Here is a 20,032-nt window from a genome sequence, read left to right as displayed (position 1 = left end):
GGAGACCCATGAAACAGCTGCTCGACCTGACCTTCGACAACAGATTCGCCCGCCTGGGCGATGACTTCTCCACCCGTATCGACCCCCGGCCGCTGGACGATCCGCGGCTGGTGGTCGCTTCGCCCGCCGCCCTGGCCCTGCTGGACCTGGATCCGGCGGTGGCCGAGACGCCCGAGTTCACCCAGGTGTTCGCCGGGGCCCAGCTCTGGGACAGCGCCGAGCCCCGGGCCATGGTCTATTCCGGCCATCAGTTCGGTTCCTACAACCCCCGCCTCGGCGATGGCCGCGGCCTGCTGCTGGGCGAGGTGGTCAACGACCGCGGCGAGCACTGGGATCTGCACCTCAAGGGCGCCGGCCTCACGCCCTTCTCGCGCATGGGCGACGGCCGCGCCGTGCTGCGCTCCTCGATCCGCGAATTCCTCGCTTCCGAGGCCCTGCACGCCCTGGGCATCCCGACCACCCGCGCCCTGTGCGTGATCGGCTCCAGCACCCAGGTGGTGCGCGAGCGACTGGAAACCGGCGCCACCCTGTTGCGCATGGCCCCCAGCCATGTGCGCTTCGGCCACTTCGAATACTTCTACTACACCCGCCAGCACTCGCTGCTGGAGCAACTGGGCGAACACGTCCTGGCCGCGCACTTCCCCGACCTGCTGGGCACCGCGGAACCCTGGGCGGCGCTGTTTCGCGAGGTGGTCGAACGCAACGCCCGGCTGATCGCCTACTGGCAGGCCTATGGCTTCTGCCACGGGGTGATGAACACCGACAACTTCTCGATCCTGGGTCTCACCTTCGACTTCGGCCCCTTCGCCTTTCTCGACGACTTCGACGCCCAGTTCATCTGCAACCACTCCGATCACACGGGGCGCTACTCCTACAGCAACCAGGTGCCCATCGCCCACTGGAACCTGGCGGCCCTGGCCCAGGCCCTGACGCCCAAGGTGGCGGTCGAGACGCTGCAGGAGAGCATCGCGCTCTTCCTGCCGCTGTATCAGGCGCACTACCTCGACCTGATGCGCCGGCGTCTGGGTCTGCAGGAAGCGCACGACGAAGACCAGGAACTGGTCGAACGCCTGCTGGCCCTGATGCAGCAGGGCGGTGTGGACTATCACCTGTTCTTCCGCCAGCTGGGCGAAGACGAACCCGCCGCGGCGCTGGCCCGGGTGCGCGAGGACTTCATCGACCTGCGCGGCTTCGACGACTGGAGCCAGGCCTATCGCGCCCGCCTGGACGCCGAAGGCGGCGCGGCGGCCGAGCGCACCACCCGCATGAACGCGGTCAATCCGCTGTATGTGCTGCGCAACTACCTGGCCCAGCAGGCGATCGAGCAGGCCGAAGCGGGCGACTACAGCGAGGTGCGCCTGCTACACGAGGTGCTGTCACGCCCCTTCGAAGCCCAGCCGGGACGCGAACGCTTCGCCCAGCGGCCGCCGGACTGGGGCAAGCACCTGGAGATCAGCTGCTCGTCCTGAGAGCCTGTTTATAACCTGCTGCGCGTCGGCCAAACTGCGTTGAAAAGGCTCTGGAAGGCCAGCCCCGTCGGAATGCTCATTTACCACTCGTAAACTCGCGCGCGAGCCCGGTCCGCTTCCTCAAGCCTTTTTGCGGGGCCGCCCAGGCCTTGTTTGTCTCTAGCTCGCGAGATTATAAAAAGGCTTTGAGAGCTAACCGTATCTAGGCGCCGTTGACCTGGAAGACGTGCCGCAGATAGTGCAGGAAGTCCGGCTCGCCGCCCTGGGCCTTGCCCGGGGCGTCGGAGATCTTCGCCACCGGCTGGCCGTTGCAGCGACTCATCTTGAGCACCATGTTCATCGGCTGTACTCCCGGGATGTCGCAGGTGAAATGGGTGCCGATGCCAAAGCTCACGTTGATCCGCTCGCGCAGGGCCCGGAACAGGGCGAGGGCCTTTTCCAGATTGAGCGAATCGGAAAACACCAGGGTCTTGGTCAGGGGGTCGATGCCCAGCTGCTGATAGTGGGCGATGGCCTTTTCCGCCCACTGCAGGGGATCGCCGCTGTCATGGCGCAGGCCGTCGAACAGCTTGGCGAAGTAGAGATCGAAATCGCGCAGGAAGGCTTCCATGGTGATGGTGTCGGTCAGGGCGATGCCGAGTTGTCCGCGATACTCCCGTACCCAGCAGTCGAGGGCGGCGATCTGGCTGTCGATCAGCCGCGGACCCAGTTGCTGGTGCGCCATCAGCCACTCGTGGGCCATGGTACCCAGGGGCGCGACGCCCAGCTTCCAGGCCAGGTGGACGTTACTGGTGCCGACGAAGCGACCGGGGAAGTCGTCCCTGAGGCTGCGCACCACCATCTCCTGCACGCCATAGGAGAAGCGCCGCCGGGTGCCGAAGTCGGCCATCTTGAATTCGGCCAGCTCGTCGGCGCCCGCCTCCCGGGCCAGCCAGTCGAACTTGCGATAGAGCTGATCCCGGGCCACCTGCAGCGGCAGGTCGGCATGGCGCTGGCGATTGCGCACCTCGCTGATCAGCGCCAGGATCGGCACCTCGAACAGGATCAGGTGCAGCCAGGGGCCTTTCAGGGTCAGGGTGAAGCGCCCCTCCTCCTCACCGAGGAACACATAGGAGGGATTGAAACGGAACAGTCGCAGGAAGCGGATAAAGTCGGGGGTGATGAAGGGGATGCGCTCGAGAAAGGCCAGCTGGCTGTCGCTGATGGCGACATCGGCCAGGGCATCGATCTCGGCCTGAATGGCCGCGTGGTAGGGACGCAGGTCTTCGTCGTTGCGACAGCGAAAGGCCCACTCGACTTCCGCATTGGGATAGTTGTGCAGGACGGCCTGCATCATGGTGAGCTTGTAGAAGTCGGTGTCCAGCAGGCTCTGCACGGCCTGCTCGGAAAAACTATCGGCCATCATTGGCGGGGGCTCGGCAGCTAGAAGTCAGACGACAGGATGCCCAACTTGCCGAGGAAGCGAAAGGCGCTTGACCGCCCGGGGGCCTAGCGGTTGTGGGTCTGGGTCATGCCGAAGAGAAACAGCAGCAGGTCCTGGCTACCGGTGCTGGAGGTGGTCAGGCTGCGGGCGACCGGTGTCTGGCAGTAGTCCAGACCCTCGCTGCCCACCACTGCAGCTGCCGGCCGTAGCCAGCTCGCATAGGCCAGGGTAGTGACCCCGCAGAAAGCCGCGATCAGCAAACCTCGAGTAATTTGTGAAGTCATGGCTCCAACCCTCTGATCTTCCGTCCCAACGCCTGTTGGTAAACGTAGAGGAGAGTTCGCCATTGCGCAGCATTCCACGACGAATGGCGGCGCAATTGCAGCATATCCCGACGAGCGGCCGTGTCTATGCCGAGGCGCTGGCGACATTTCTCTAGATCGAGCAGGGCCACCGAGAATTCCTTGCCCTGGGGACCGGCTCGTTCGGCGACGAAGATATGCTTAGGATAGAGGCAACCGTGCTGCCAGCGATGCCGGTGCATGCGCGCCAGCACCTCACCAAGGGTGGCCAGAAACCGCTCGTGCTCAGCCTCGCTGAGCGCCTTGCCACCGCCTTCGGCATACCAGTGATCGAGGTCCTGGTAGCCTTCCAGGGCCGCGCTCACCAGCAGGGCGCGCCAGCCGCCCTGGGCATGCTGGGCATCGCAGAACAGCAATTCGGGAACCTGGATGCCCAGATCGCGAAAGGCGATCAGCGCATCGCGCTCGCGCAGGGCGGTGGGACGCCCCAGGGGGTGACGCAGGCTGCGATAGAGGTGGCCGACCTGGCGCTTGACGTAGGCCAGGGTACCGTCAGGGAGTTGCAGGCGCTGGACACCGCTTTCGCCACCACGGCGGACGTTGGGCGCTTCCACCCAGTCGCCCGCGGTATTCCACCAGCGATCGAAACGCTCTTCGCCTTGCGTCACGGCTCCCATCGGCTGCCTCTCTTATTCTGAAATAGCTTCAATTGGCCTTGCGCAGGACGTAGACCCGCCACATGGCATAGCCCGGCAGGAAGTCCAGGGCCCGGTCGACGACGAAGCCGGCCTGGGCGACTTCCGCCTCGAACTGGCTGCGCTCGACGATGAATCTGTTCTGATAACCGCCGCGGTCGCGGCCCTGAGCCTTGCGACGACGTTCCAGTGCCTGACGCCGCCAGGCCTTGAAGTTGCCGTCCACCCACAGCGACAGGATGACGCTGTCGCGGGTCACCCGGTGGAACTCCTGCAGCAGGGCCAGACGGTCCGCCGATTCGCCCACATGGTGAAACAAACGCATACAGAAGATGCAATCTACAGAATTGTCGGACAGGTCGATAGCGAAAGCCGACGTCTGTAGCGTCTTCACCCGGGCCACGACGTCCGCGGGCTGCTGTTCACGGGCGGTGGCCAGCATGTTTTCCGAGTAGTCGGCACCGATGATCAGGCGATTGCGCTTCTCCGCCAGCAGCGGCCAGAAGCGGCCGGCGCCACTGGGCAGATCCAGCACCAGATTGGGCTGGCCGGCGATGCTCAGGGCCTGCCGGGCGAGCTGCTGGTCGCGCCAGTTGGACAGGCGCCGGGCCAGGCCGTCCTGATGCTTCAGGTAATACTGGCGGGCGTGGTCGGCGTCGTACTTTTGCGAAAAGGGCAGGTCGATGGGCGCTTTCACGGAGGCGGCTCCTGAGGGAGTGGAGAAGTGCCGCCACCCTACCCAGGCCGCTGTCAAACCGCGGTCAAGGCGTTGTGAAAATTCTGTAACCTCAGTCCGCTAGGCTGTCGCTGCCCAGCGCTATCTCGAAGCGACAGCCACCCGCCGCGCTGTCACCCAGGGTCACGGTCCAGCCTTGCAGCTGGCAGATCCTGCGGACCAGCGACAGCCCCAGCCCGAGGCCTTCGCCACGCCCCTCGGCGCCCCGCACGAAGGGCTGGAACATCGCCTCGCGCTGCTCCTCGGGAATGCCGACGCCGCTGTCTTCCACCACGAAGCCGTCCGCTCCGACCTGCAGGCCGATATAGCCCCGCTCGGTGTAGTGCAGCGCATTGCGCAGCAGATTGCTCATCACCGAGCGCAGGAAGGGCTCGTGCCAGAGCGCCTGGTCGGCCTCCGGCGCCACGCTCAGCCGCCACTGCAGGCCCTTGGCTTCCACCGCCGCCTGCCACTCCTGCGTCTGGCGCCGCGCCACCTGGGCCAGGGTGGCACGCGGCGCCTGGGTGTCGTTGTCGCCCTGGTTGCGCGCCAGGGCGAGAAAGGTCTGGACCAGCTCCTGCATCTCCCGCGCCGCGCGGGTCATGCGTTCCAGCGGCCCCTTCGCCCGGGCTGGCAGGTCCGGCGTGGCCTCGAGCAGCTCGCAGGAGGAATTGATCACCATCAGCGGGGTGCGCAACTCGTGGCTGACGTCGCTGGTGAACAGGCGCTCCCGGGCCAGGGCGGCGCGCAGGCGATTCAGGGCGTCGTCGAAGGCGCCGGCCAACTCGCCGACCTCGTCCTTGGCATAGTCCGGCGCCAGGGGCGGCGTCACATCGAGCAGTTGATCACGCCGGCGCACCTGACGCGCCAGCCGCACCACCGGGGCGATCACCCGCCGCGACAGCGCCCAGCCCAGCAGCCAGGCCAGAGCCACGCTGATCAGGAAGCCGACCAGCACCACCTTGTAGAGCAGCCGTTCGCGCGCCTCGAAGTCGCTCTGATTCTGCAGCAGGACGAAGTGATTGCCCTCCAGCTCGGCCACATAGGCATAGAAGTACTGCTGGTCCTCCTCCACCTCGCTGAAGCCGGCCGGCAACTCGCGCAGGTGGGCAGGCAACTGCGCCACCTCGGCGTGGGGCACGAAATACAGGCGCATGTCCGGGTCCAGCACCGGCTGGCCGCCGCGTTTCATGTCGCGCTGCACCATGCGCTCCAGTTCGTTGCGCAGGTCGGTGGAGATCAGCCGCTCTTCCACGGTGTGCACCACCGCGACGATGCCCAGGGAAAACACCCCGCCGACCAGGAAGGTCATCAGCACGAAGGCGATGACGATCCGCCGTGACAGGCTCAGGTGGTATTCCATGGCTACTCCTGCTCGACCAGTTTGTAGCCCACCCCGTGAATGGTGCGCAGCAGCGGCTGCTCGAAGGGCTTGTCGATCACCTGGCGCAACTGGTGGACGTGGCTGCGCAGGCTGTCGCTGTCGGGGTAGTCCTCGCCCCATACCGCCTCTTCCAGCACCTCGCGCCGCACCACGTGGGGCGACTTCTGCATCAGCAGGGCGAGGATCTTGAGGCCGATGGGATTGAGCTTGAGCGGCTTGCCGGCGCGACTGACCTCCAGGGTGTCCAGGTCATAGCTGAGATCGGCGACCTGCAGCTGGCGGCGTCCGCCGCCCTTGGCCCGGCGCATCACCGCCTCGACGCGAGCGGCCAGTTCGGACAGGGCGAAGGGCTTGACCAGATAGTCGTCGGCGCCGGAGCGAAAGCCTTCCAGGCGATCATCGAGCTGATCGCGGGCGGTGAGCATGATCACCGGGGTGTCGCGGCGGGCATCCTGGCGCAACCGCTGGCAGAGGGTGTAGCCATCGATGCCGGGCAGCATGATGTCGAGGATCAGCAGATCATAGTGCTCGGTCGCGGCCAGGTGCAGGCCGGACAAGCCATCCTGGGCGCAATCCACGCTGTAGCCCTTGAGGCTGAGGTAATCCAGCAGGTTGCTGAGGATGTCCTTGTTGTCTTCTACCACCAGGATACGCATGTCGCTGACCTCATTGCCCGAGTCCGCTGCGGGCCTCGTTGTCGTCTGTTCGGCACAGAGCCTAACCGGCCCCGGCGACCGCGACCAGCGCAGCGGCGGCGCGCTGGGTGGGAGCATCGAGGATCACCGGCCATAAAAAACCCCGGTGTCCGCGAGGAGCACCGGGGTTCGGCTCGGCCCTAGGGCCGGAGCGGTTCTTACATCATGCCGCCCATGCCACCCATGCCGCCCATGTCGGGCATGGCCGGGGCTGCGTCGTCTTTCGGCAGCTCAGCCACGATGGCTTCGGTGGTGATCAGCAGACCGGCGATGGAGGAAGCGGCCTGCAGCGCGCTGCGGGTCACCTTGGCCGGGTCGATGATGCCGAATTCCAGCATGTCGCCGTATTCGCCGGTAGCGGCGTTGTAGCCATAGTTGCCGCTGCCCTGCTTGACCTTGTCCAGCACGACGGAGGCTTCGTCACCGGCGTTGGTCACAATCTGGCGCAGGGGCGCTTCGACGGCGCGACGCAGGATGTTGATACCGGCGTTCTGCTCTTCGTTGATGCCTTTCAGGTCTTTCAGAGCTTCCAGGGCACGCACCAGGGCGACACCGCCGCCAGGCACCACGCCTTCTTCCACCGCAGCACGGGTCGCGTGCAGGGCGTCTTCAACGCGGGCCTTCTTCTCTTTCATCTCGACTTCGGTGGCAGCGCCAACCTTGATCACGGCAACACCGCCAGCCAGCTTGGCCAGACGCTCTTGCAGCTTCTCCTTGTCGTAGTCGGAAGAGGTTTCTTCAACCTGGGCACGGATCTGCTTGATACGGGCCTGGATGTCGGCTTCGACGCCAGCGCCGTCGATGACGGTGGTGTTTTCCTTGTTCAGGACCACACGCTTGGCTTGACCCAGGTGCTCCAGGGTGGTGCTTTCCAGGCTCAGGCCGACTTCTTCGGAGATGACGGTACCGCCGGTCAGGATGGCGATGTCCTGCAGCATGGCCTTGCGACGATCACCGAAGCCGGGCGCCTTGACGGCAGCGACCTTGACGATACCGCGCATGTTGTTGACCACCAGAGTGGCCAGGGCTTCGCCTTCGACGTCTTCGGCGACGATCAGCAGCGGGCGACCGGCCTTGGCGACGGATTCCAGCACCGGCAGCAGTTCGCGGATGTTGGAGATCTTCTTGTCGACCAGCAGCAGCAGCGGGCTGTCCAGCTCGGCCGACATGGTGTCGGGCTTGTTGATGAAGTAGGGCGACAGGTAGCCACGGTCGAACTGCATGCCTTCGACGACGGACAGTTCGTTTTCCAGGCCCGAGCCTTCTTCGACGGTGATGACGCCTTCTTTACCGACCTTCTCCATGGCTTCGGCGATGATGTTGCCGATGCTGTCGTCGGAGTTGGCGGAGATGGTGCCTACCTGGGCGATGGCCTTGCTGTCGGCGCAGGGCTTGGACAGGTTCTTCAGCTCGGCGACGACGGCCGCGGTGGCCTTGTCGATGCCGCGCTTCAGATCCATCGGGTTCAGGCCGGCGGCCACGGACTTCAGGCCTTCGGTGACGATGGCCTGGGCCAGCACGGTGGCGGTGGTGGTGCCGTCACCGGCAGCGTCGTTGGCCTTGGAGGCCACGTCTTTCACCAGCTGGGCGCCGATGTTCTCGATCTTGTCCTTGAGCTCGATCTCCTTGGCGACGGAAACGCCGTCCTTGGTGATCAGGGGAGCACCGAAGCTACGCTCCAGCACCACGTTGCGGCCTTTCGGGCCGAGGGTGGCCTTGACGGCGTCGGCCAGGGTGTTGACACCGGTCAGCAGCTTCTTGCGCGCGGAGTCACCGAATTTGACGTCTTTTGCAGCCATGTTCTGTTTCCTCTAAGAAATTCGAAAAGTGAGCGGGGATCAGCCTTCGATGACGGCCAGGATTTCGGACTCAGCCATCACCAGCAGTTCTTCACCATCGACCTTGATGGCGTTGCTGCCGGAATAGGGACCGAAAACCACCTTGTCACCCACTTTCACCGCCGGAGCACGGACATCACCGTTGTCCAGCACGCGTCCAGTGCCTACGGCAACCACTTCACCGCGGTTCGGCTTTTCGGCAGCCGAGCCCGGCAGCACGATGCCGCCAGCGGATTTGGTCTCTTCTTCGCTGCGACGAATCACAACGCGATCATGCAGAGGACGAAGCGCCATTGTCGTATCTCCCAAAGTTCTAAGTGTTTCCAGCGCCGATGACTGCATCGGCAGTTTGTTTTTACCGGCTGCGCCGGGTGCGCCCCGTGCATGACAGGACGCGAAACCTGCTCGCCTTGCGGCGACAACCTTGCGGTGTCCGCTACATGAGGTTGTCGCCAGGCATTTCAAGGGCGGGGGGCAAAATTTTTAGTGCTTTTGCTCGTCGCGGTGCACCACTTCACCTTCGATGACCTCGGGGCGATGGGGCGCGGCCTGACCGGAGCCCGGCTGATGGCCCTGGTAGCCCTGGGCACCGGGGTTGCGCCGGGTCACCCGGCCGATCACCGCGCCCAGCAAGGCCTTGCGGGTCACCGGCAGGAGGCAGACGAGCGCCAGGACATCGCTGATGAAGCCCGGAAAGATCAGCAGGGCGCCGGCGATCGCCAGGGTCAGACCCTGGATGACCTCCTGCTCCGGCATCTGCCCCTGGGCCAGGCGCATGCGGATGCGCCAGAGGGTGGTGAAGCCGGCGACGCGCAGCAGGGCGACGCCGACCAGAAAGCTCAGCAACAGCAGGGCGAAGGTGGCGAGCACGCCGATTTCGCTGCCGATCTTGATGAGTACGGCCAGTTCCACAAAGGGGAACAGCAAGAAGAGTAAGGCGGTCACGCGCATCTCGGGTCCTTCACGGTGGAAGCCGGTTGAAAGTCAGGAGATGGAGGCGGCCGAGCCGATTTCAAGGTGGCCGCCCGACGCCGCCCGGAAACGCAAAGGCCGCGAAAATCGCGGCCTTGACGGATTGGCGCCTGCCTAGGGAAACATGACGTTACCAGGACACGCCGACACCGGCGGTGTACTCGGTCTGGTTGACGTTGCCCTCGGCACCGCTGGTCAGTTCCTTGGACGCCTTGAGGTTCAGCGACGCCCAGTTGGTCACCTTGTATCTCAGGCCGACATCGCCGTCGAAGGTGAAGTTGGCGGTGTTGTCCAGCGGCCGGCCCAGTTCACCATTGGTGAAGAACTGGATGGTCTGGCCGTACAGGTAGCGGTTGTAGTCCCACTTCACGCTCGCCGAGAGGAACTGGTCGGAGCCGCCGTCCGAGTACTCGTAACGGTTGTGGTTGAGCAGGCCGGTAAGGGAGAAGGCACCCAGTTCGTTGTCCCAGAACTGGTAACCGGGACCGGTACCCAGGGTGCGCTGCTTGGCCAGGTCCTGGATCCAGTCGCGCTTGTATTCGGCGCGGCCCTGCCAGAAGAATTTCTCGTCGAAGAAACGATCCAGGGCGTACTGCAGACCGTACTTGCTGGTCGAGACCACGTCGTCGGTCTTGTAGCGGTCATAGCTGCCGTTGGCGTTGTGCCGCCACATGCCGTGCCGCGCCTGGGTCTTGAAGTCAATGTCGTACTTTTCGCTGTCCTGGGACGAGCTGATGTAGTCCAGACCGGCGTCGATGTTGCCCTTCCAGGCGAAGTCGCGCAGGAAGGGACGCGGCGGCACGATCTGGGTGATGCTGGCCAGGGGCACGGTCTGCTGGCCATCGGCGGTACTGACCACCACCTGACCGTCATCGGCCGGCTTGAGGCTTTCCACCGGGAAATCGGGTTCGTACTTGCCGCGCTGGACGATGACGGGCTTGTCACGCTGCAGGGTCTTGATCTTGTCCCAGGACAGGGGAATGTTGCCGCCGTATTCGGTCTGCAGGAGCAGCTTCTTGCTGTCGAGCAGCTTGATGGTTCCGGTCAGGCGGTCGCCGTTCTTCAGCCAGACGGTATCGGCATGGGCGAAGGAGGCGAGTGACAACAGCGCGAGCGAGGAGAGCAATCGAAAACGCATGGGCACCAGGACACCTTTGGGTGGAAAGGTAACGAAACGAGAGGGGCGCGATTATCCGGGTGCCGGAGACCCGCGCAACCGTTCCTGGGTAAAAGTTAGGCAAGTTTCCGCAAATACTGCCCAAAGGTCGGACGTCTTGGGAGAATGTGGCAGCTCGACACGTTTCAGCACCACCGTAACCAAACTTTTCGGCACACTGGCACTCTTCTCCCCCGGAGCAGCAGGGCGTCATGAGCGCATCCCCTCCCCTCGAACCCCGGCGTCAGGCCGTCTTCCTGGCGCTGGCCGCCATTCCCGCGGGACGGGTGGTCAGCTATGGCCAGTTGGCGGAGCTCGCCGGCCTCGGTCGCGGCGCGCGCTGGGTGGGCTGGGTGCTGGGACGCCTGCCCGAGGGCAGTGCCCTGCCCTGGCACCGGGTGATCGCCGCGGACGGCCGCCCGAGCCTGACCCGCGACAGCCCCTCTGGCCGGGAGCAACGCGAGCGTTTGCGGGCCGAGGGCGTGCTGCTGCACGAGGACCGGGTGGACATGCGTCGGTACCGGTGGAATCCAGCTGAGAGTGTCGAGTAGAGTGCGCGTTTTTTCCGAGCCCAAGGGCATGTTTGCACGTTTCTGGCGTGAAGCCGTCACCACCTACAAATCCAGGGCCTGCCTGGCCCTGCTGCTGCTGGGCTTCGCCGCGGGCCTGCCGGCCATGCTGGTGTTTTCCACCCTGTCGGTCTGGCTGCGCGAAGCGGGCGTGAGTCGCGAGACCATCGGCTACGCCAGCTGGATCGGCCTGGCCTATGCCTTCAAGTGGGTCTGGTCGCCCATGCTCGACCTCTGGAAGCTGCCGCTGATCGGCAAGCTCGGCCGTCGCCGCTCCTGGCTGGTGCTGTCGCAGATCCTGGTGGGTCTGGGGCTGATCGGCATGGCGCTGTGCAATCCGCAGCAGCACTTGGAGCAGTTGATCGCCCTGGCGGTGCTGGTGGCCTTCGCCTCGGCCACCCAGGACATCGCCGTGGACGCCTATCGCCTGGAGATCGCCGACGACGACCGCCAGGCCGCCCTCGCCGCCTGCTACATGACCGGCTATCGCATCGCCGCCCTGCTGGCCAGCGCCGGCGCGCTGTTTCTTGCCGAGGAACTGGGCTCGTCCCGCCTGGGCTACAGCCAGAACGCCTGGGCCACCACCTATATGCTGTTCGCCCTGCTGGTCCTGCCCGGCCTGGTCACCAGCCTGCTGATCCGCGAGCCCGAGCCGGTGGCGCCCATGGCCATGGCGGAATCGCGCTTCGGCTTCAATCACCAGCTGGTGGCGGTCGCCCTGCTGCTGGTGATGCTGGTCTCCATCCCCGCCGCCATCAATGCCGCCATCGCCCAGGCCTGGCCGCGCGCCCTGCTCTACAGCCTGTTCATCGTCGGCTGCCTGTCGCCCTGGGGGCGCTATTGCTCAAAGCCGCTGAGCGATCTCATGCGGCGCATGCGCGAACCGCTGCGACTGCGCGATGCGGCCAATGCCGAAGAGCTGCCGCGCTTCGACTTCGTCCACCAGATGGTCTCGGTGATCCTGCTGATCGTGCTCATCGTCGCCGTCACCGGTGGCCTGTCGGCGCTGGCCGGCGGCTACTGGCCGCGCGGCCTGATGTACGGCCTGATCGCCTGGCTCTGCCTCACCGCGCCGGGGCGCCGGCTGATGGCACCGGTGCTGACGCCCATCACCGAATTCATCCAGCGCTACCAGTGGCAGGCGCTGCTGCTGCTCGGCCTGATCTCCACTTATCGGCTGTCGGACACGGTCATGGGCGTGATGGCCAGCGTCTTCTATATCGACGTGGGCTACAGCAAGGAAACCATCGCCGGGGTCAGCAAGATCTTCGGGGTGTTCATGACCTTGTTCGGCGCGGGCCTGGGCGGCGTGCTGATCACCCGGGTGGGGATCCTGCCGATCCTCTTTCTCGGCGGCGCCGCCTCGGCGCTGACCAACCTGCTGTTCGTGGTGATCGCCTCCACCGGCGCCAACGTGCCGCTGCTGATCGCCACCATCTGCGCCGACAACGTCAGTGGCGGCATGGCCACCTCGGCCTTTGTCGCCTACCTGTCGAGTTTGACCAACCTCAGATTCTCGGCCACCCAGTACGCCATGCTCAGCTCGCTGATGCTGCTGTTGCCGCGGCTCTTGGGCGGCTACTCGGGGGCCATGGTCGAGCACGTCGGCTACAGCTCGTTCTTCTCGCTGACCGCCCTGATGGGGGTGCCGACGCTGCTGCTGATCGCGGTGCTCTGGCTGCGCCAGCGGCGGACCGCGATACCCAGCGGTCCTTCCGGCAGCGGCCACTGAGACCGGGGCGGCCTATGGCCGCCCCGGCCTGCCCTAGGCTTCGCCGCGCGCGGCCGCGGTGGCGCGCTCGTCGCCCTTGTCGTCGATCACCTTGACCACCCGGCTGGGCAGCGCGATGTCGATGCCTTCGGCCCGCAGGCGATCGCGGATCTGCTCGTTGAAGGTGAACTGGGTGCCCCAGAAATCGCTGTTGGCGGTCCAGCAGCGCAGCGACACGGTGATGAAGGTGTCACCCAGGCCGGCCACCACGATGGCGGGCGGCGGCGTCTCCAGCACCCGCGGATCCTTGGCCATGTCGGCCAGCACCTGCTTGGCCTTCTGCAGATCGGCGTCGTAGCCGACCTTGACGTCGAAGACGATCTGCCGCGTCGCCTGGCGCGACTGGTTGGTGATGATGCCGTTGGACAGGTTGCCGTTGGGCACGGTGACGGTGCGGTTGTCGCCGGTGCGCAGCACGGTATGGAAGATCTGGATCGAATCCACGGTGCCCTGCACGCCCTGGGCCTCGATGTAGTCACCGATCTTGAACGGCCGGAACAGCAGGATCAGCACCCCGCCGGCGAAGTTGGCCAGGCTGCCCTGCAGCGACAGGCCGATGGCCAGGCTGGCGGCGCCGAGGGCGGCGACGAAGGAGGTGGTGGCGATGCCGATCATGGAGGCGACGCTGATCACCAGCATGACCTTGAGACCGATGTTGACCAGGGTCACCACGAAGGTTTCCAGGGCCTGGTCCATGTGCCGTGCGGTGAACAGCGCGGCCAGTCGCCCGGTCAGGCGATTGATGATCCACCAGCCGATCCACAGGGTGATCAGGGCCAGTACCACCTTGCCGCAATATTGCAGGATCACCGGTAGCCAGGCCATGAAGGCCGTCAGCAGGTGATCGGTCTGGGCACTCAAATCCATCGTCTACCTCTCCACGCACAAGAAAAAAGTCGGGCGCGGCCTGAATGGCAGCGCCCTATGTGCGACGGACGGTAGCCCGAGAGGTTCCGAAACGCGGCTCAGTCGCGGAAGTTGTCGAACTGCAGCGGCATGCCCAGGGACTGGCCGCGCAGCAGGGCGATGACCTCCTGCAATTCGTCGCGTTTCTTGCCGGTGACGCGCACCTGTTCGCCCTGGATGGCGGCCTGGACCTTGATCTTGCTGTCCTTGATCAGGGCGACGATCTTCTTCGCCAGCTCCTTGTCGATGCCCTCGCGCAGGGTGGTCTCCTGCTTCACGGTCTTGCCGGAGGCATAGGCATCCTTGACCTCCAGGCACTGGACGTCGATCTTGCGCTTGGCCAGGTTGACCTTGAGGATCTCCAGCATCTGCTCGAGCTGGAAATCGGCGTCGGCGGTCAGGGTGACGGTAAGGTCCTTGGCCTCGAAGCTGCCCTTGCCGCGCAGGTCGTACCGGCGCTCGAGCTCCTTCATGGCGTTGTCCACGGCGTTGGTGACTTCGTGCTTGTCCAGCTCCGATACGACGTCGAAGGAAGGCATGGATTTTCTCCTCGGTTGGGGTGGGGCAGCCTTGACGCTGCAGCCTGACCGACCATTATAACGACTGGCCCTCTTCCTCAGGAATCCGACCATGCGCAAGGAATCGACACTGGAGTCACAGCTGTGAGCTGGCACGTGCTGGGCGCCGGCAGTCTCGGCGGACTCTGGGCCGCGCGGCTGTTTCGCGGTGGCGAGCCGGTCCGGCTGATCCTGCGCGATCGCACGCGCCTGGCGCAGTATCGCGCCCGCGGCGGCCTGCAACTCAGCGAAGGCGACACCACCAGCCTCTATCCGCTGCCGGCCGAGACGCCCGAGGCCGGCAATCCGATCCGCCGGCTCATCCTCGCCTGCAAGAGCTACGACGCCGAAGAGGCCATCGCCAGCGTCGCCGCGCGCCTGGAACCGGAAGCCGAGATCCTGCTGCTGCAGAACGGCCTGGGCAGCCAGGACGCCGTCGCCGCCCGGGTACCGCGGGCGCGCTGCCTGAGAGCCAGCACCACCGAGGGAGCCTATCGCGAGACCGATTTCCATGTGGTCGCGGCCGGGGCCGGGCAGATCTGGATCGGCGACCAGCTCGGCAGCCATACCCCGCCGCCCTGGCTGGATACCCTCGCCGAGCTGGGTTTCCCGGTGCGCTGGACCGACGACATCGACGCCCGCCTGTGGCGCAAGCTGGCGATCAACTGCGCCATCAATCCGCTGACCGTGCTCTATCGCTGCCGCAACGGCGAATTGCGCCAGCATCTGCCGGAGGTCACGGCGCTCTGCGACGAACTCGCGGCGCTGCTGGAAGCCATGGGCCTCGCCCCGGCGGCCCAGGGGCTGCAGCAGGAGGTCGAGGCGGTGATCGCCGCCACCGCCCACAACAGATCCTCCATGCTGCAGGACGTGGAGCGCGGCCAGCGCACCGAGGTGAGCTACCTGCTCGGCCACGCCCTGCCGATCGCCGGACGGCTGCGCCTGCCGGTGCCGCACCTGACCGAGCTGCAGCAGCGCCTGCAGGTCCGGCTCGCGGAGCGTGGATTGCCCGTCGATTAGCAGCGGGCTACCCTGCCCGCTTCCCTGTTGCCACGGCTGCGCCATGATCCTCGCCAAACGCCTGAAGAATCTCCCGGTCGGCCGCAAGTTGCTGGCTGCCCTGCTGGTGATGATGATCGCGGTGCTGGTGGTGGCCAATGTGACCTTTATCAGCGCCGCCTATTGGATCTCCCAGGAGAGCGTGGCGCCCCAGGCGCTGCAGACCCTGGGCCGGCTGTTCGCCAGCCCGGTGCTCAGCCGCGAGGTGCTGGCCTCGCCGGCGGCGGCCGAGGTGCAGCTGCGCCAGCTGGACGGCTATGCGCCGCTGCGCCTGGCCGCGGTCTACGACAGCCAGGGCCAGCGCCTGGCCGAGTTGCACAATGGCGATCGGCTGCAGGTGCCGGCGCGCTTCGAAGAGCTGCAGACCTGGCGCCTGCGCGAATTCCGCACCAATCTGCTGGTGGAGCTGCCGCGTCCCGAGGGCGCTCCCGGGCATCTGCTGCTGGTGGCCAGCAGCGAACTGCCGGGGGCCTTCTACCGCGGCACCCTGACCGCCAGTCTGGCGATCCTGACCTTCAGTATCCTGCTCTGGCTGGTGGTGGCGCGGCAGATCAAGAGACTCATCACCCTGCCGATCCGCGAACTGGAAGAACTCTCGCGCCAGGTGACCCGCGAGGAGAACTATTCGCTGCGCGCCAGCAAGGGCAGCGAAGACGAACTGGGCCGCCTGGCGGAATCCTTCAACACCATGCTCGGCCGCATCCAGGGCCGCGAGCAGCAACTCAAGCGCGCCCGCGACGACGCCCAGTACGCGGTGCTTCAGGCCCAGAGCCTGGCCGAGGAGACCCGCCGCTCCAACCGCAAGCTGGAGCTGGAGGTGCAGGTCCGCGGCAAGATCGAGAAGAAGCTCACCGGCTTCCAGAACTACCTCAACAGCATCATCGACTCCATGCCCTCGGCACTGATCGCCGTGGACGAGCAGTTCTACGTCACCCAGTGGAACCAGGAGGCCACCCACCTCTCCGGCACCCAGCTGGACGAGGCCCTGAACCAGCCGGTGTTCCTGGCCTTTCCTTCGCTCAAGCCGTTCCTGCCGCAACTGAGTCGCACCGCCGAATTGCTGCGGGTGGAAAAGGTGGAACGGGTGACCTGGGCGCTGACCGATACCCCGCGGCACTACACTCTGACCTTCTACCCGCTGATGGGCGGCGCCGGGCGTGGCGTGGTGATCCGCATCGACGACATCACCCAGCGCCTGAACATGGAAGAGATGATGGTGCAGTCGGAAAAGATGCTCTCGGTGGGCGGCCTCGCCGCCGGCATGGCCCACGAGATCAACAATCCGCTGGGCGCCATCCTGCACAACGTGCAGAACATCCGCCGGCGGCTGTCGCCGGAGTTGCCGAAGAACGTCGAGCAGGCCGCCGAATCCGGTGTCGAGCTCAATGCGGTGAACTGCTACCTGGAGAGCCGGCAGATCCCGCGGCTGCTCGACGGCATCCACCAGGCCGGCAGCCGCGCGGCCAAGATCGTCAGCCACATGCTGGCCTTCAGTCGCCGCAGCAATCGCAAGATGGAAGCCAGCGAATTGCCGCCGCTGATCGACCAGGCCATCGAGATCGCCGGCAACGACTTCGACCTGGCCGAGGGCTTCGACTTCCGCACCCTGTCGATCATCCGCGAATTCGATCCGGCGCTGGGACCGGTGCCGGTGATCGGCAACGAACTGGAGCAGGTGCTGCTCAACCTGCTGAAGAACGCCGCCCAGGCCATCCACCTGCGCGACGACGAGGAAGAAGGCGAATACGGCCGCATCACCTTGCGCACCAAGCTGCGCGGCGGCTGGGCCGAGATCCAGGTGGAAGACAACGGCATCGGCATCCCCGAGGACATCTGCAAGCGCATCTTCGAGCCGTTCTTCACCACCAAGGAGGTGGGTCAGGGCACCGGTCTGGGCCTGTCGGTGTCGTATTTCATCATCACCAACAACCACAAGGGGCAGATGGAGGTGCACTCCACGCCCGGCGTAGGGACCTGCTTCACCCTGCGCCTGCCCCTCGTCCAGGCCGACTTCGACGCGGCCTAGGACCTCATTAGGAGCTGCGCCATGGGTTTTCGCCTCACCGAGATCTACACCCGCCAGGGCGACGCCGGCGACACCGGCCTGGCCGACGGCAGCCGGGTACCCAAGGACCATCCGCGCATCGAGGCCATCGGCGCGGTGGATGAGCTCAACAGTGCCCTGGGTCTGCTGCTCGCCGAGCTGGCCGAGGACGCCCGCCTGGCCGAGGTGAGCGAGCTTCTGGCGCCCTGTCAGCACCGCCTGTTCGACCTCGGTGGCGAACTGGCCATGCCCAGCTATCGCGCCCTGCAACCGGTGGAGATCGAACGCCTGGAGGGCGCCATCGATCGCTGGAACGCCGAGCTGGGGCCGTTGGAGAATTTCATCCTGCCTGGCGGCTCGCGCGCCGTGGCCCAAGCCCATGTCTGCCGCACCCTGGCGCGCAGCGCCGAGCGCCGCTGCCGCAGCCTGCATGCGGTGGAGCCGCTGGAGGGCCAGGGCTTGCCCTATCTCAATCGCCTGTCCGACCTGCTGTTCGTCGCCGCCCGCATCGTCGCCCGGCGCCAGGGGGTGAGCGAGGTGCTCTGGCAGGCCGCGCGGCCATGAGCGCGTCGGCCGCGCCCGCCGCGCCACCGCCGCGCCGCCACGAGGGGCTGCTGGCGCTCTGGGACGGCCTGATCCTGATCCTGGTCTGCGTGAACCTGGCGCTGATCCTGTTCGACAGCCTCTATGCCCTGGGACCGCTCAACCAGGCCCTGGCTGCGGTGTTGCCCGGCTTCCACGCCTTCTATGGCGAACGCATCCACGCCCACTTCACGCGCATCGACCTGGTGTTCGTCGCCTTCTTCATCGCCGACGTGCTGCTCGGCTGGCTGGTGGCGGTGATCGAGCGCCGCCACGCGCGCTGGTACCACTACCCCTTCATCCACTGGTACGACGTGCTCGGCTGCATCCCCTTGGGCGGCTTCCGCCTGCTGCGGGCGCTGCGCATCGTCTCGCTGCTGCTGCGCCTGCAACGCCTGGGGCTGATCGACATGCGCGGCTGGCGGCCCTATCGGCTGTTCAACCACTACTACCAGCTGCTCATGGAAGACCTGTCCGACCGGGTGATGATCAAGATCTGCGGCGAATTGCAGGACGAACTCAACACCCGCGACGACTTCTCCCAGAGCGTGATCGACCGCGTCATCCGCCCGCGCAAGCAGCGGCTGATCGACGGCATGGCGCTGCGCATCCAGACCATGGTGGAACAGGGCTATAGCCAGAATCGCGCCACCCTGGAGCGCCTGGTTGGCGACGTGGTGCAACGCGCCCTGAACGAGAATCCCGATCTGGCCCGACTCAAGCGCCTACCCATGGGCGAGCGCCTGGCCGACACCCTGGACGGGGTGCTCACCGATATCGTCAACGGCCTGGTCAGGGAGGCGGCGGCCAGCCTGCGCACCCGCGACTTCCGCGCCCTGGCCAGTCGCCTGGCCGATCACGGCTTCGATCAGAGTCTGCCCAGCGGCGCCCAGGACAATGCCCTGGACGAGGTGCTGGTGGAGATCCTCGAGGTGTTCAAGCAGAAGGTCCTGCAGCGCCGGCTCGATCAACTCGATGGCGAGCTCTGGCCGCAGGAATGGCAGCGCAGCGAGATCGATCCGATCAACGCGCCCCGGCGCTGATCTGCTGCTGCAGATTCTGCACCTGGGTCTGCAGGGTGGTGATGTTGCGGGTGGTCTGCAGGCGGAAGGCGTCGAATTCCTTGCTGTCCGGGCCCACCGGGCGCGCATCCAGCTCGCTGCGCAGCACCAGCAGGTCCTGCTGCATCTCGCCCAGGGCCTGATTCTGAGCACTGGGCTTCTTCAGCGCGGCGATGTCGGCCTGCAGCGCCTTGTTCTGCGCGGTGAGGCTGGCGACCTGCTCGGTCAGGCTGGCGGTCTGCGCCAGGCCGTTCTTCAGCGCGGTCTGCTCATCGGCCAGGGCCTTGAGGCGGGTATCTACCTCGCCACTGCCGGTCTGCACCGTCTGGACCGCGGTGGAGAGATTCTGCAGACGGTTGTCCTGGGCCTGCTGGTTGTCCGTCACCCCCTGCTGCTGGCGGGTGAGTTCGGCGACCTTGGTCTGCAAGGTCTTGACCTGCAGCAGCAGCGCCTCGCGACTGGTGGTGCCGGAGGATTCGCTTTCCACCAGCTTGCCGGAGATGTCCCTCAGGCGACCCTGGGCGTCTTCGCTGATGCGCGCGAAGTTTTCCTGGGTGGCCACCACCTGCTCCTGCATCAGCACCAGTTGCTGATGACTCCACCAGGCGACCCCGGCCAGGGCCAGAGTCAGGGCCGCGACCAGCACCCACAGCGGCGCGGTGGACGGGCCACGGCGTACCGCGCGCGCATGACCGGCCGTGGGCTCGCGATAGACCTCCTCGGCTTCGACCGACCGGCGACCCGCGGGACGGCGATCGTCACGCTCCGGCGTCAGACTCGGGACGTTATCCATTTCATCGAGAAGATCGTTGCGCATGGCAGACCTGTGAGCAA

The 20,032-nt window shown here is 65.8% G+C and carries 20 protein-coding genes; 7 read left to right on the top strand and 13 right to left on the bottom strand.

What is annotated here, in order from left to right; translation table 11 throughout:
- The first annotated feature begins 8 nt into the window (after window positions 1-8).
- The gene (selO, locus tag DBY63_RS18695) at window positions 9-1,469 is read left to right on the top strand and encodes a protein adenylyltransferase SelO (protein WP_108582544.1); all 1,461 of its coding nucleotides are present in this window, start codon (window positions 9-11) and stop codon (window positions 1,467-1,469) included.
- Window positions 1,470-1,671: 202 nt separating this feature from the next.
- On the opposite strand, the gene pncB is transcribed toward selO, so the two are convergent.
- From pncB to DBY63_RS18645, 10 genes are all read right to left on the bottom strand, one after another.
- A complete protein-coding gene (gene pncB / locus DBY63_RS18690; protein WP_027598540.1) occupies window positions 1,672-2,874 on the bottom strand; it encodes a nicotinate phosphoribosyltransferase in 1,203 nt (400 codons plus the stop codon).
- A gap of 83 nt (window positions 2,875-2,957) precedes the next feature.
- Window positions 2,958-3,176, bottom strand: coding sequence for a hypothetical protein (locus tag DBY63_RS18685; protein WP_027598539.1), 219 nt, complete (start codon window positions 3,174-3,176; stop codon window positions 2,958-2,960).
- Window positions 3,173-3,871: a lipopolysaccharide kinase InaA family protein gene (locus tag DBY63_RS18680; RefSeq protein ID WP_007161938.1), complete on the bottom strand. Its 699-nt coding sequence runs from the start codon at window positions 3,869-3,871 to the stop codon at window positions 3,173-3,175. The genes DBY63_RS18685 and DBY63_RS18680 overlap by 4 nt, the downstream gene beginning before the upstream one ends.
- Window positions 3,872-3,899: 28 nt before the next feature.
- Window positions 3,900-4,586 carry a class I SAM-dependent methyltransferase gene (locus DBY63_RS18675; RefSeq protein ID WP_027598537.1) on the bottom strand — a complete coding sequence of 229 codons (687 nt, stop codon included), beginning with the start codon at window positions 4,584-4,586 and terminating at the stop codon, window positions 3,900-3,902.
- Window positions 4,587-4,677: 91 nt separating this feature from the next.
- Complete coding sequence (locus tag DBY63_RS18670; RefSeq protein ID WP_108582543.1) at window positions 4,678-5,967, bottom strand: HAMP domain-containing sensor histidine kinase; 1,290 nt, start codon at window positions 5,965-5,967, stop codon at window positions 4,678-4,680.
- 2 nt (window positions 5,968-5,969) lie between these two features.
- Window positions 5,970-6,644, bottom strand: a complete 675-nt coding sequence (locus tag DBY63_RS18665) for a response regulator transcription factor (protein WP_007161935.1) — start codon at window positions 6,642-6,644, stop codon at window positions 5,970-5,972.
- 197 nt (window positions 6,645-6,841) lie between these two features.
- The gene (groL, locus tag DBY63_RS18660) at window positions 6,842-8,482 is read right to left on the bottom strand and encodes a chaperonin GroEL (RefSeq protein WP_027598535.1); all 1,641 of its coding nucleotides are present in this window, start codon (window positions 8,480-8,482) and stop codon (window positions 6,842-6,844) included.
- Window positions 8,483-8,521: 39 nt separating this feature from the next.
- Window positions 8,522-8,815 carry a co-chaperone GroES gene (locus tag DBY63_RS18655; RefSeq protein ID WP_007161933.1) on the bottom strand — a complete coding sequence of 98 codons (294 nt, stop codon included), beginning with the start codon at window positions 8,813-8,815 and terminating at the stop codon, window positions 8,522-8,524.
- A gap of 189 nt (window positions 8,816-9,004) precedes the next feature.
- The gene (locus tag DBY63_RS18650; protein ID WP_027598534.1) at window positions 9,005-9,472 is read right to left on the bottom strand and encodes an FxsA family protein; all 468 of its coding nucleotides are present in this window, start codon (window positions 9,470-9,472) and stop codon (window positions 9,005-9,007) included.
- A 151-nt stretch (window positions 9,473-9,623) separates the two neighbouring features.
- On the bottom strand, window positions 9,624-10,631 hold the full coding sequence (locus tag DBY63_RS18645) for a DUF481 domain-containing protein (protein WP_027598533.1): 1,008 nt from the start codon (window positions 10,629-10,631) through the stop codon (window positions 9,624-9,626).
- 230 nt (window positions 10,632-10,861) lie between these two features.
- Here DBY63_RS18645 and DBY63_RS18640 point away from each other — a divergent pair, with 230 nt between their 5' ends.
- Both DBY63_RS18640 and DBY63_RS18635 read left to right on the top strand, forming a co-directional pair.
- Window positions 10,862-11,200, top strand: a complete 339-nt coding sequence (locus DBY63_RS18640) for an MGMT family protein (protein WP_007161930.1) — start codon at window positions 10,862-10,864, stop codon at window positions 11,198-11,200.
- A 28-nt stretch (window positions 11,201-11,228) separates the two neighbouring features.
- Complete coding sequence (locus DBY63_RS18635; RefSeq protein WP_042136920.1) at window positions 11,229-12,950, top strand: AmpG family muropeptide MFS transporter; 1,722 nt, start codon at window positions 11,229-11,231, stop codon at window positions 12,948-12,950.
- A gap of 33 nt (window positions 12,951-12,983) precedes the next feature.
- Here the strand turns inward: DBY63_RS18635 and DBY63_RS18630 are convergent, their stop codons facing one another.
- Window positions 12,984-13,856 carry a mechanosensitive ion channel family protein gene (locus DBY63_RS18630; RefSeq protein ID WP_044342171.1) on the bottom strand — a complete coding sequence of 291 codons (873 nt, stop codon included), beginning with the start codon at window positions 13,854-13,856 and terminating at the stop codon, window positions 12,984-12,986.
- Between the two features lie 98 nt (window positions 13,857-13,954).
- Entirely contained in the window at window positions 13,955-14,434 is a 480-nt protein-coding gene (locus DBY63_RS18625) for a YajQ family cyclic di-GMP-binding protein (protein ID WP_017640080.1), read from the bottom strand.
- A 123-nt stretch (window positions 14,435-14,557) separates the two neighbouring features.
- On the opposite strand from DBY63_RS18625, the gene DBY63_RS18620 reads away from it, so the two are divergent.
- From DBY63_RS18620 to DBY63_RS18605, 4 genes are read left to right on the top strand one after another with little or no spacing between them, the layout of a single operon-like run.
- Window positions 14,558-15,472 (top strand): putative 2-dehydropantoate 2-reductase, encoded by a 915-nt coding sequence (locus tag DBY63_RS18620; RefSeq protein ID WP_108582542.1) that lies wholly within the window; start codon window positions 14,558-14,560, stop codon window positions 15,470-15,472.
- Between the two features lie 43 nt (window positions 15,473-15,515).
- Window positions 15,516-17,537 carry an ATP-binding protein gene (locus DBY63_RS18615; RefSeq protein WP_027598529.1) on the top strand — a complete coding sequence of 674 codons (2,022 nt, stop codon included), beginning with the start codon at window positions 15,516-15,518 and terminating at the stop codon, window positions 17,535-17,537.
- Between the two features lie 21 nt (window positions 17,538-17,558).
- A complete protein-coding gene (locus DBY63_RS18610; protein ID WP_027603025.1) occupies window positions 17,559-18,119 on the top strand; it encodes a cob(I)yrinic acid a,c-diamide adenosyltransferase in 561 nt (186 codons plus the stop codon).
- Complete coding sequence (locus tag DBY63_RS18605; protein ID WP_108582541.1) at window positions 18,116-19,180, top strand: preprotein translocase subunit SecA; 1,065 nt, start codon at window positions 18,116-18,118, stop codon at window positions 19,178-19,180. The genes DBY63_RS18610 and DBY63_RS18605 overlap by 4 nt, the downstream gene beginning before the upstream one ends.
- On the opposite strand, the gene DBY63_RS18600 is transcribed toward DBY63_RS18605, so the two are convergent.
- Window positions 19,161-20,015 (bottom strand): ATPase, encoded by an 855-nt coding sequence (locus DBY63_RS18600; protein ID WP_074585017.1) that lies wholly within the window; start codon window positions 20,013-20,015, stop codon window positions 19,161-19,163. The genes DBY63_RS18605 and DBY63_RS18600 overlap by 20 nt on opposite strands.
- Window positions 20,016-20,032: the final 17 nt, after the last annotated feature.

This window comes from Pseudomonas sp. RIT411 (assembly GCF_003057735.2).
GTDB lineage: Bacteria > Pseudomonadota > Gammaproteobacteria > Pseudomonadales > Pseudomonadaceae > Chryseomonas > Chryseomonas oryzihabitans.
This window is presented reverse-complemented; position numbering and strand designations above follow the sequence as displayed.

Excerpts from the sequence above, each read along its gene's own strand:
- DBY63_RS18665 (WP_007161935.1), bottom strand. The coding sequence starts at position 6,644 with ATGCGTATCCTGGTGGTAGAAGACAACAAGGACATCCTCAGCAACCTG.
- DBY63_RS18655 (WP_007161933.1), bottom strand. The coding sequence starts at position 8,815 with ATGGCGCTTCGTCCTCTGCATGATCGCGTTGTGATTCGTCGCAGCGAA.
- DBY63_RS18615 (WP_027598529.1), top strand. The coding sequence starts at position 15,516 with ATGATCCTCGCCAAACGCCTGAAGAATCTCCCGGTCGGCCGCAAGTTG.
- DBY63_RS18605 (WP_108582541.1), top strand. The coding sequence starts at position 18,116 with ATGAGCGCGTCGGCCGCGCCCGCCGCGCCACCGCCGCGCCGCCACGAG.
- DBY63_RS18685 (WP_027598539.1), bottom strand. The coding sequence starts at position 3,176 with ATGACTTCACAAATTACTCGAGGTTTGCTGATCGCGGCTTTCTGCGGG.
- DBY63_RS18600 (WP_074585017.1), bottom strand. The coding sequence starts at position 20,015 with ATGCGCAACGATCTTCTCGATGAAATGGATAACGTCCCGAGTCTGACG.
- pncB (WP_027598540.1), bottom strand. The coding sequence starts at position 2,874 with ATGATGGCCGATAGTTTTTCCGAGCAGGCCGTGCAGAGCCTGCTGGAC.
- DBY63_RS18680 (WP_007161938.1), bottom strand. The coding sequence starts at position 3,871 with ATGGGAGCCGTGACGCAAGGCGAAGAGCGTTTCGATCGCTGGTGGAAT.
- DBY63_RS18650 (WP_027598534.1), bottom strand. The coding sequence starts at position 9,472 with ATGCGCGTGACCGCCTTACTCTTCTTGCTGTTCCCCTTTGTGGAACTG.
- DBY63_RS18625 (WP_017640080.1), bottom strand. The coding sequence starts at position 14,434 with ATGCCTTCCTTCGACGTCGTATCGGAGCTGGACAAGCACGAAGTCACC.
- DBY63_RS18610 (WP_027603025.1), top strand. The coding sequence starts at position 17,559 with ATGGGTTTTCGCCTCACCGAGATCTACACCCGCCAGGGCGACGCCGGC.
- DBY63_RS18670 (WP_108582543.1), bottom strand. The coding sequence starts at position 5,967 with ATGGAATACCACCTGAGCCTGTCACGGCGGATCGTCATCGCCTTCGTG.
- DBY63_RS18640 (WP_007161930.1), top strand. The coding sequence starts at position 10,862 with ATGAGCGCATCCCCTCCCCTCGAACCCCGGCGTCAGGCCGTCTTCCTG.
- groL (WP_027598535.1), bottom strand. The coding sequence starts at position 8,482 with ATGGCTGCAAAAGACGTCAAATTCGGTGACTCCGCGCGCAAGAAGCTG.
- selO (WP_108582544.1), top strand. The coding sequence starts at position 9 with ATGAAACAGCTGCTCGACCTGACCTTCGACAACAGATTCGCCCGCCTG.
- DBY63_RS18645 (WP_027598533.1), bottom strand. The coding sequence starts at position 10,631 with ATGCGTTTTCGATTGCTCTCCTCGCTCGCGCTGTTGTCACTCGCCTCC.
- DBY63_RS18635 (WP_042136920.1), top strand. The coding sequence starts at position 11,229 with ATGTTTGCACGTTTCTGGCGTGAAGCCGTCACCACCTACAAATCCAGG.
- DBY63_RS18630 (WP_044342171.1), bottom strand. The coding sequence starts at position 13,856 with ATGGATTTGAGTGCCCAGACCGATCACCTGCTGACGGCCTTCATGGCC.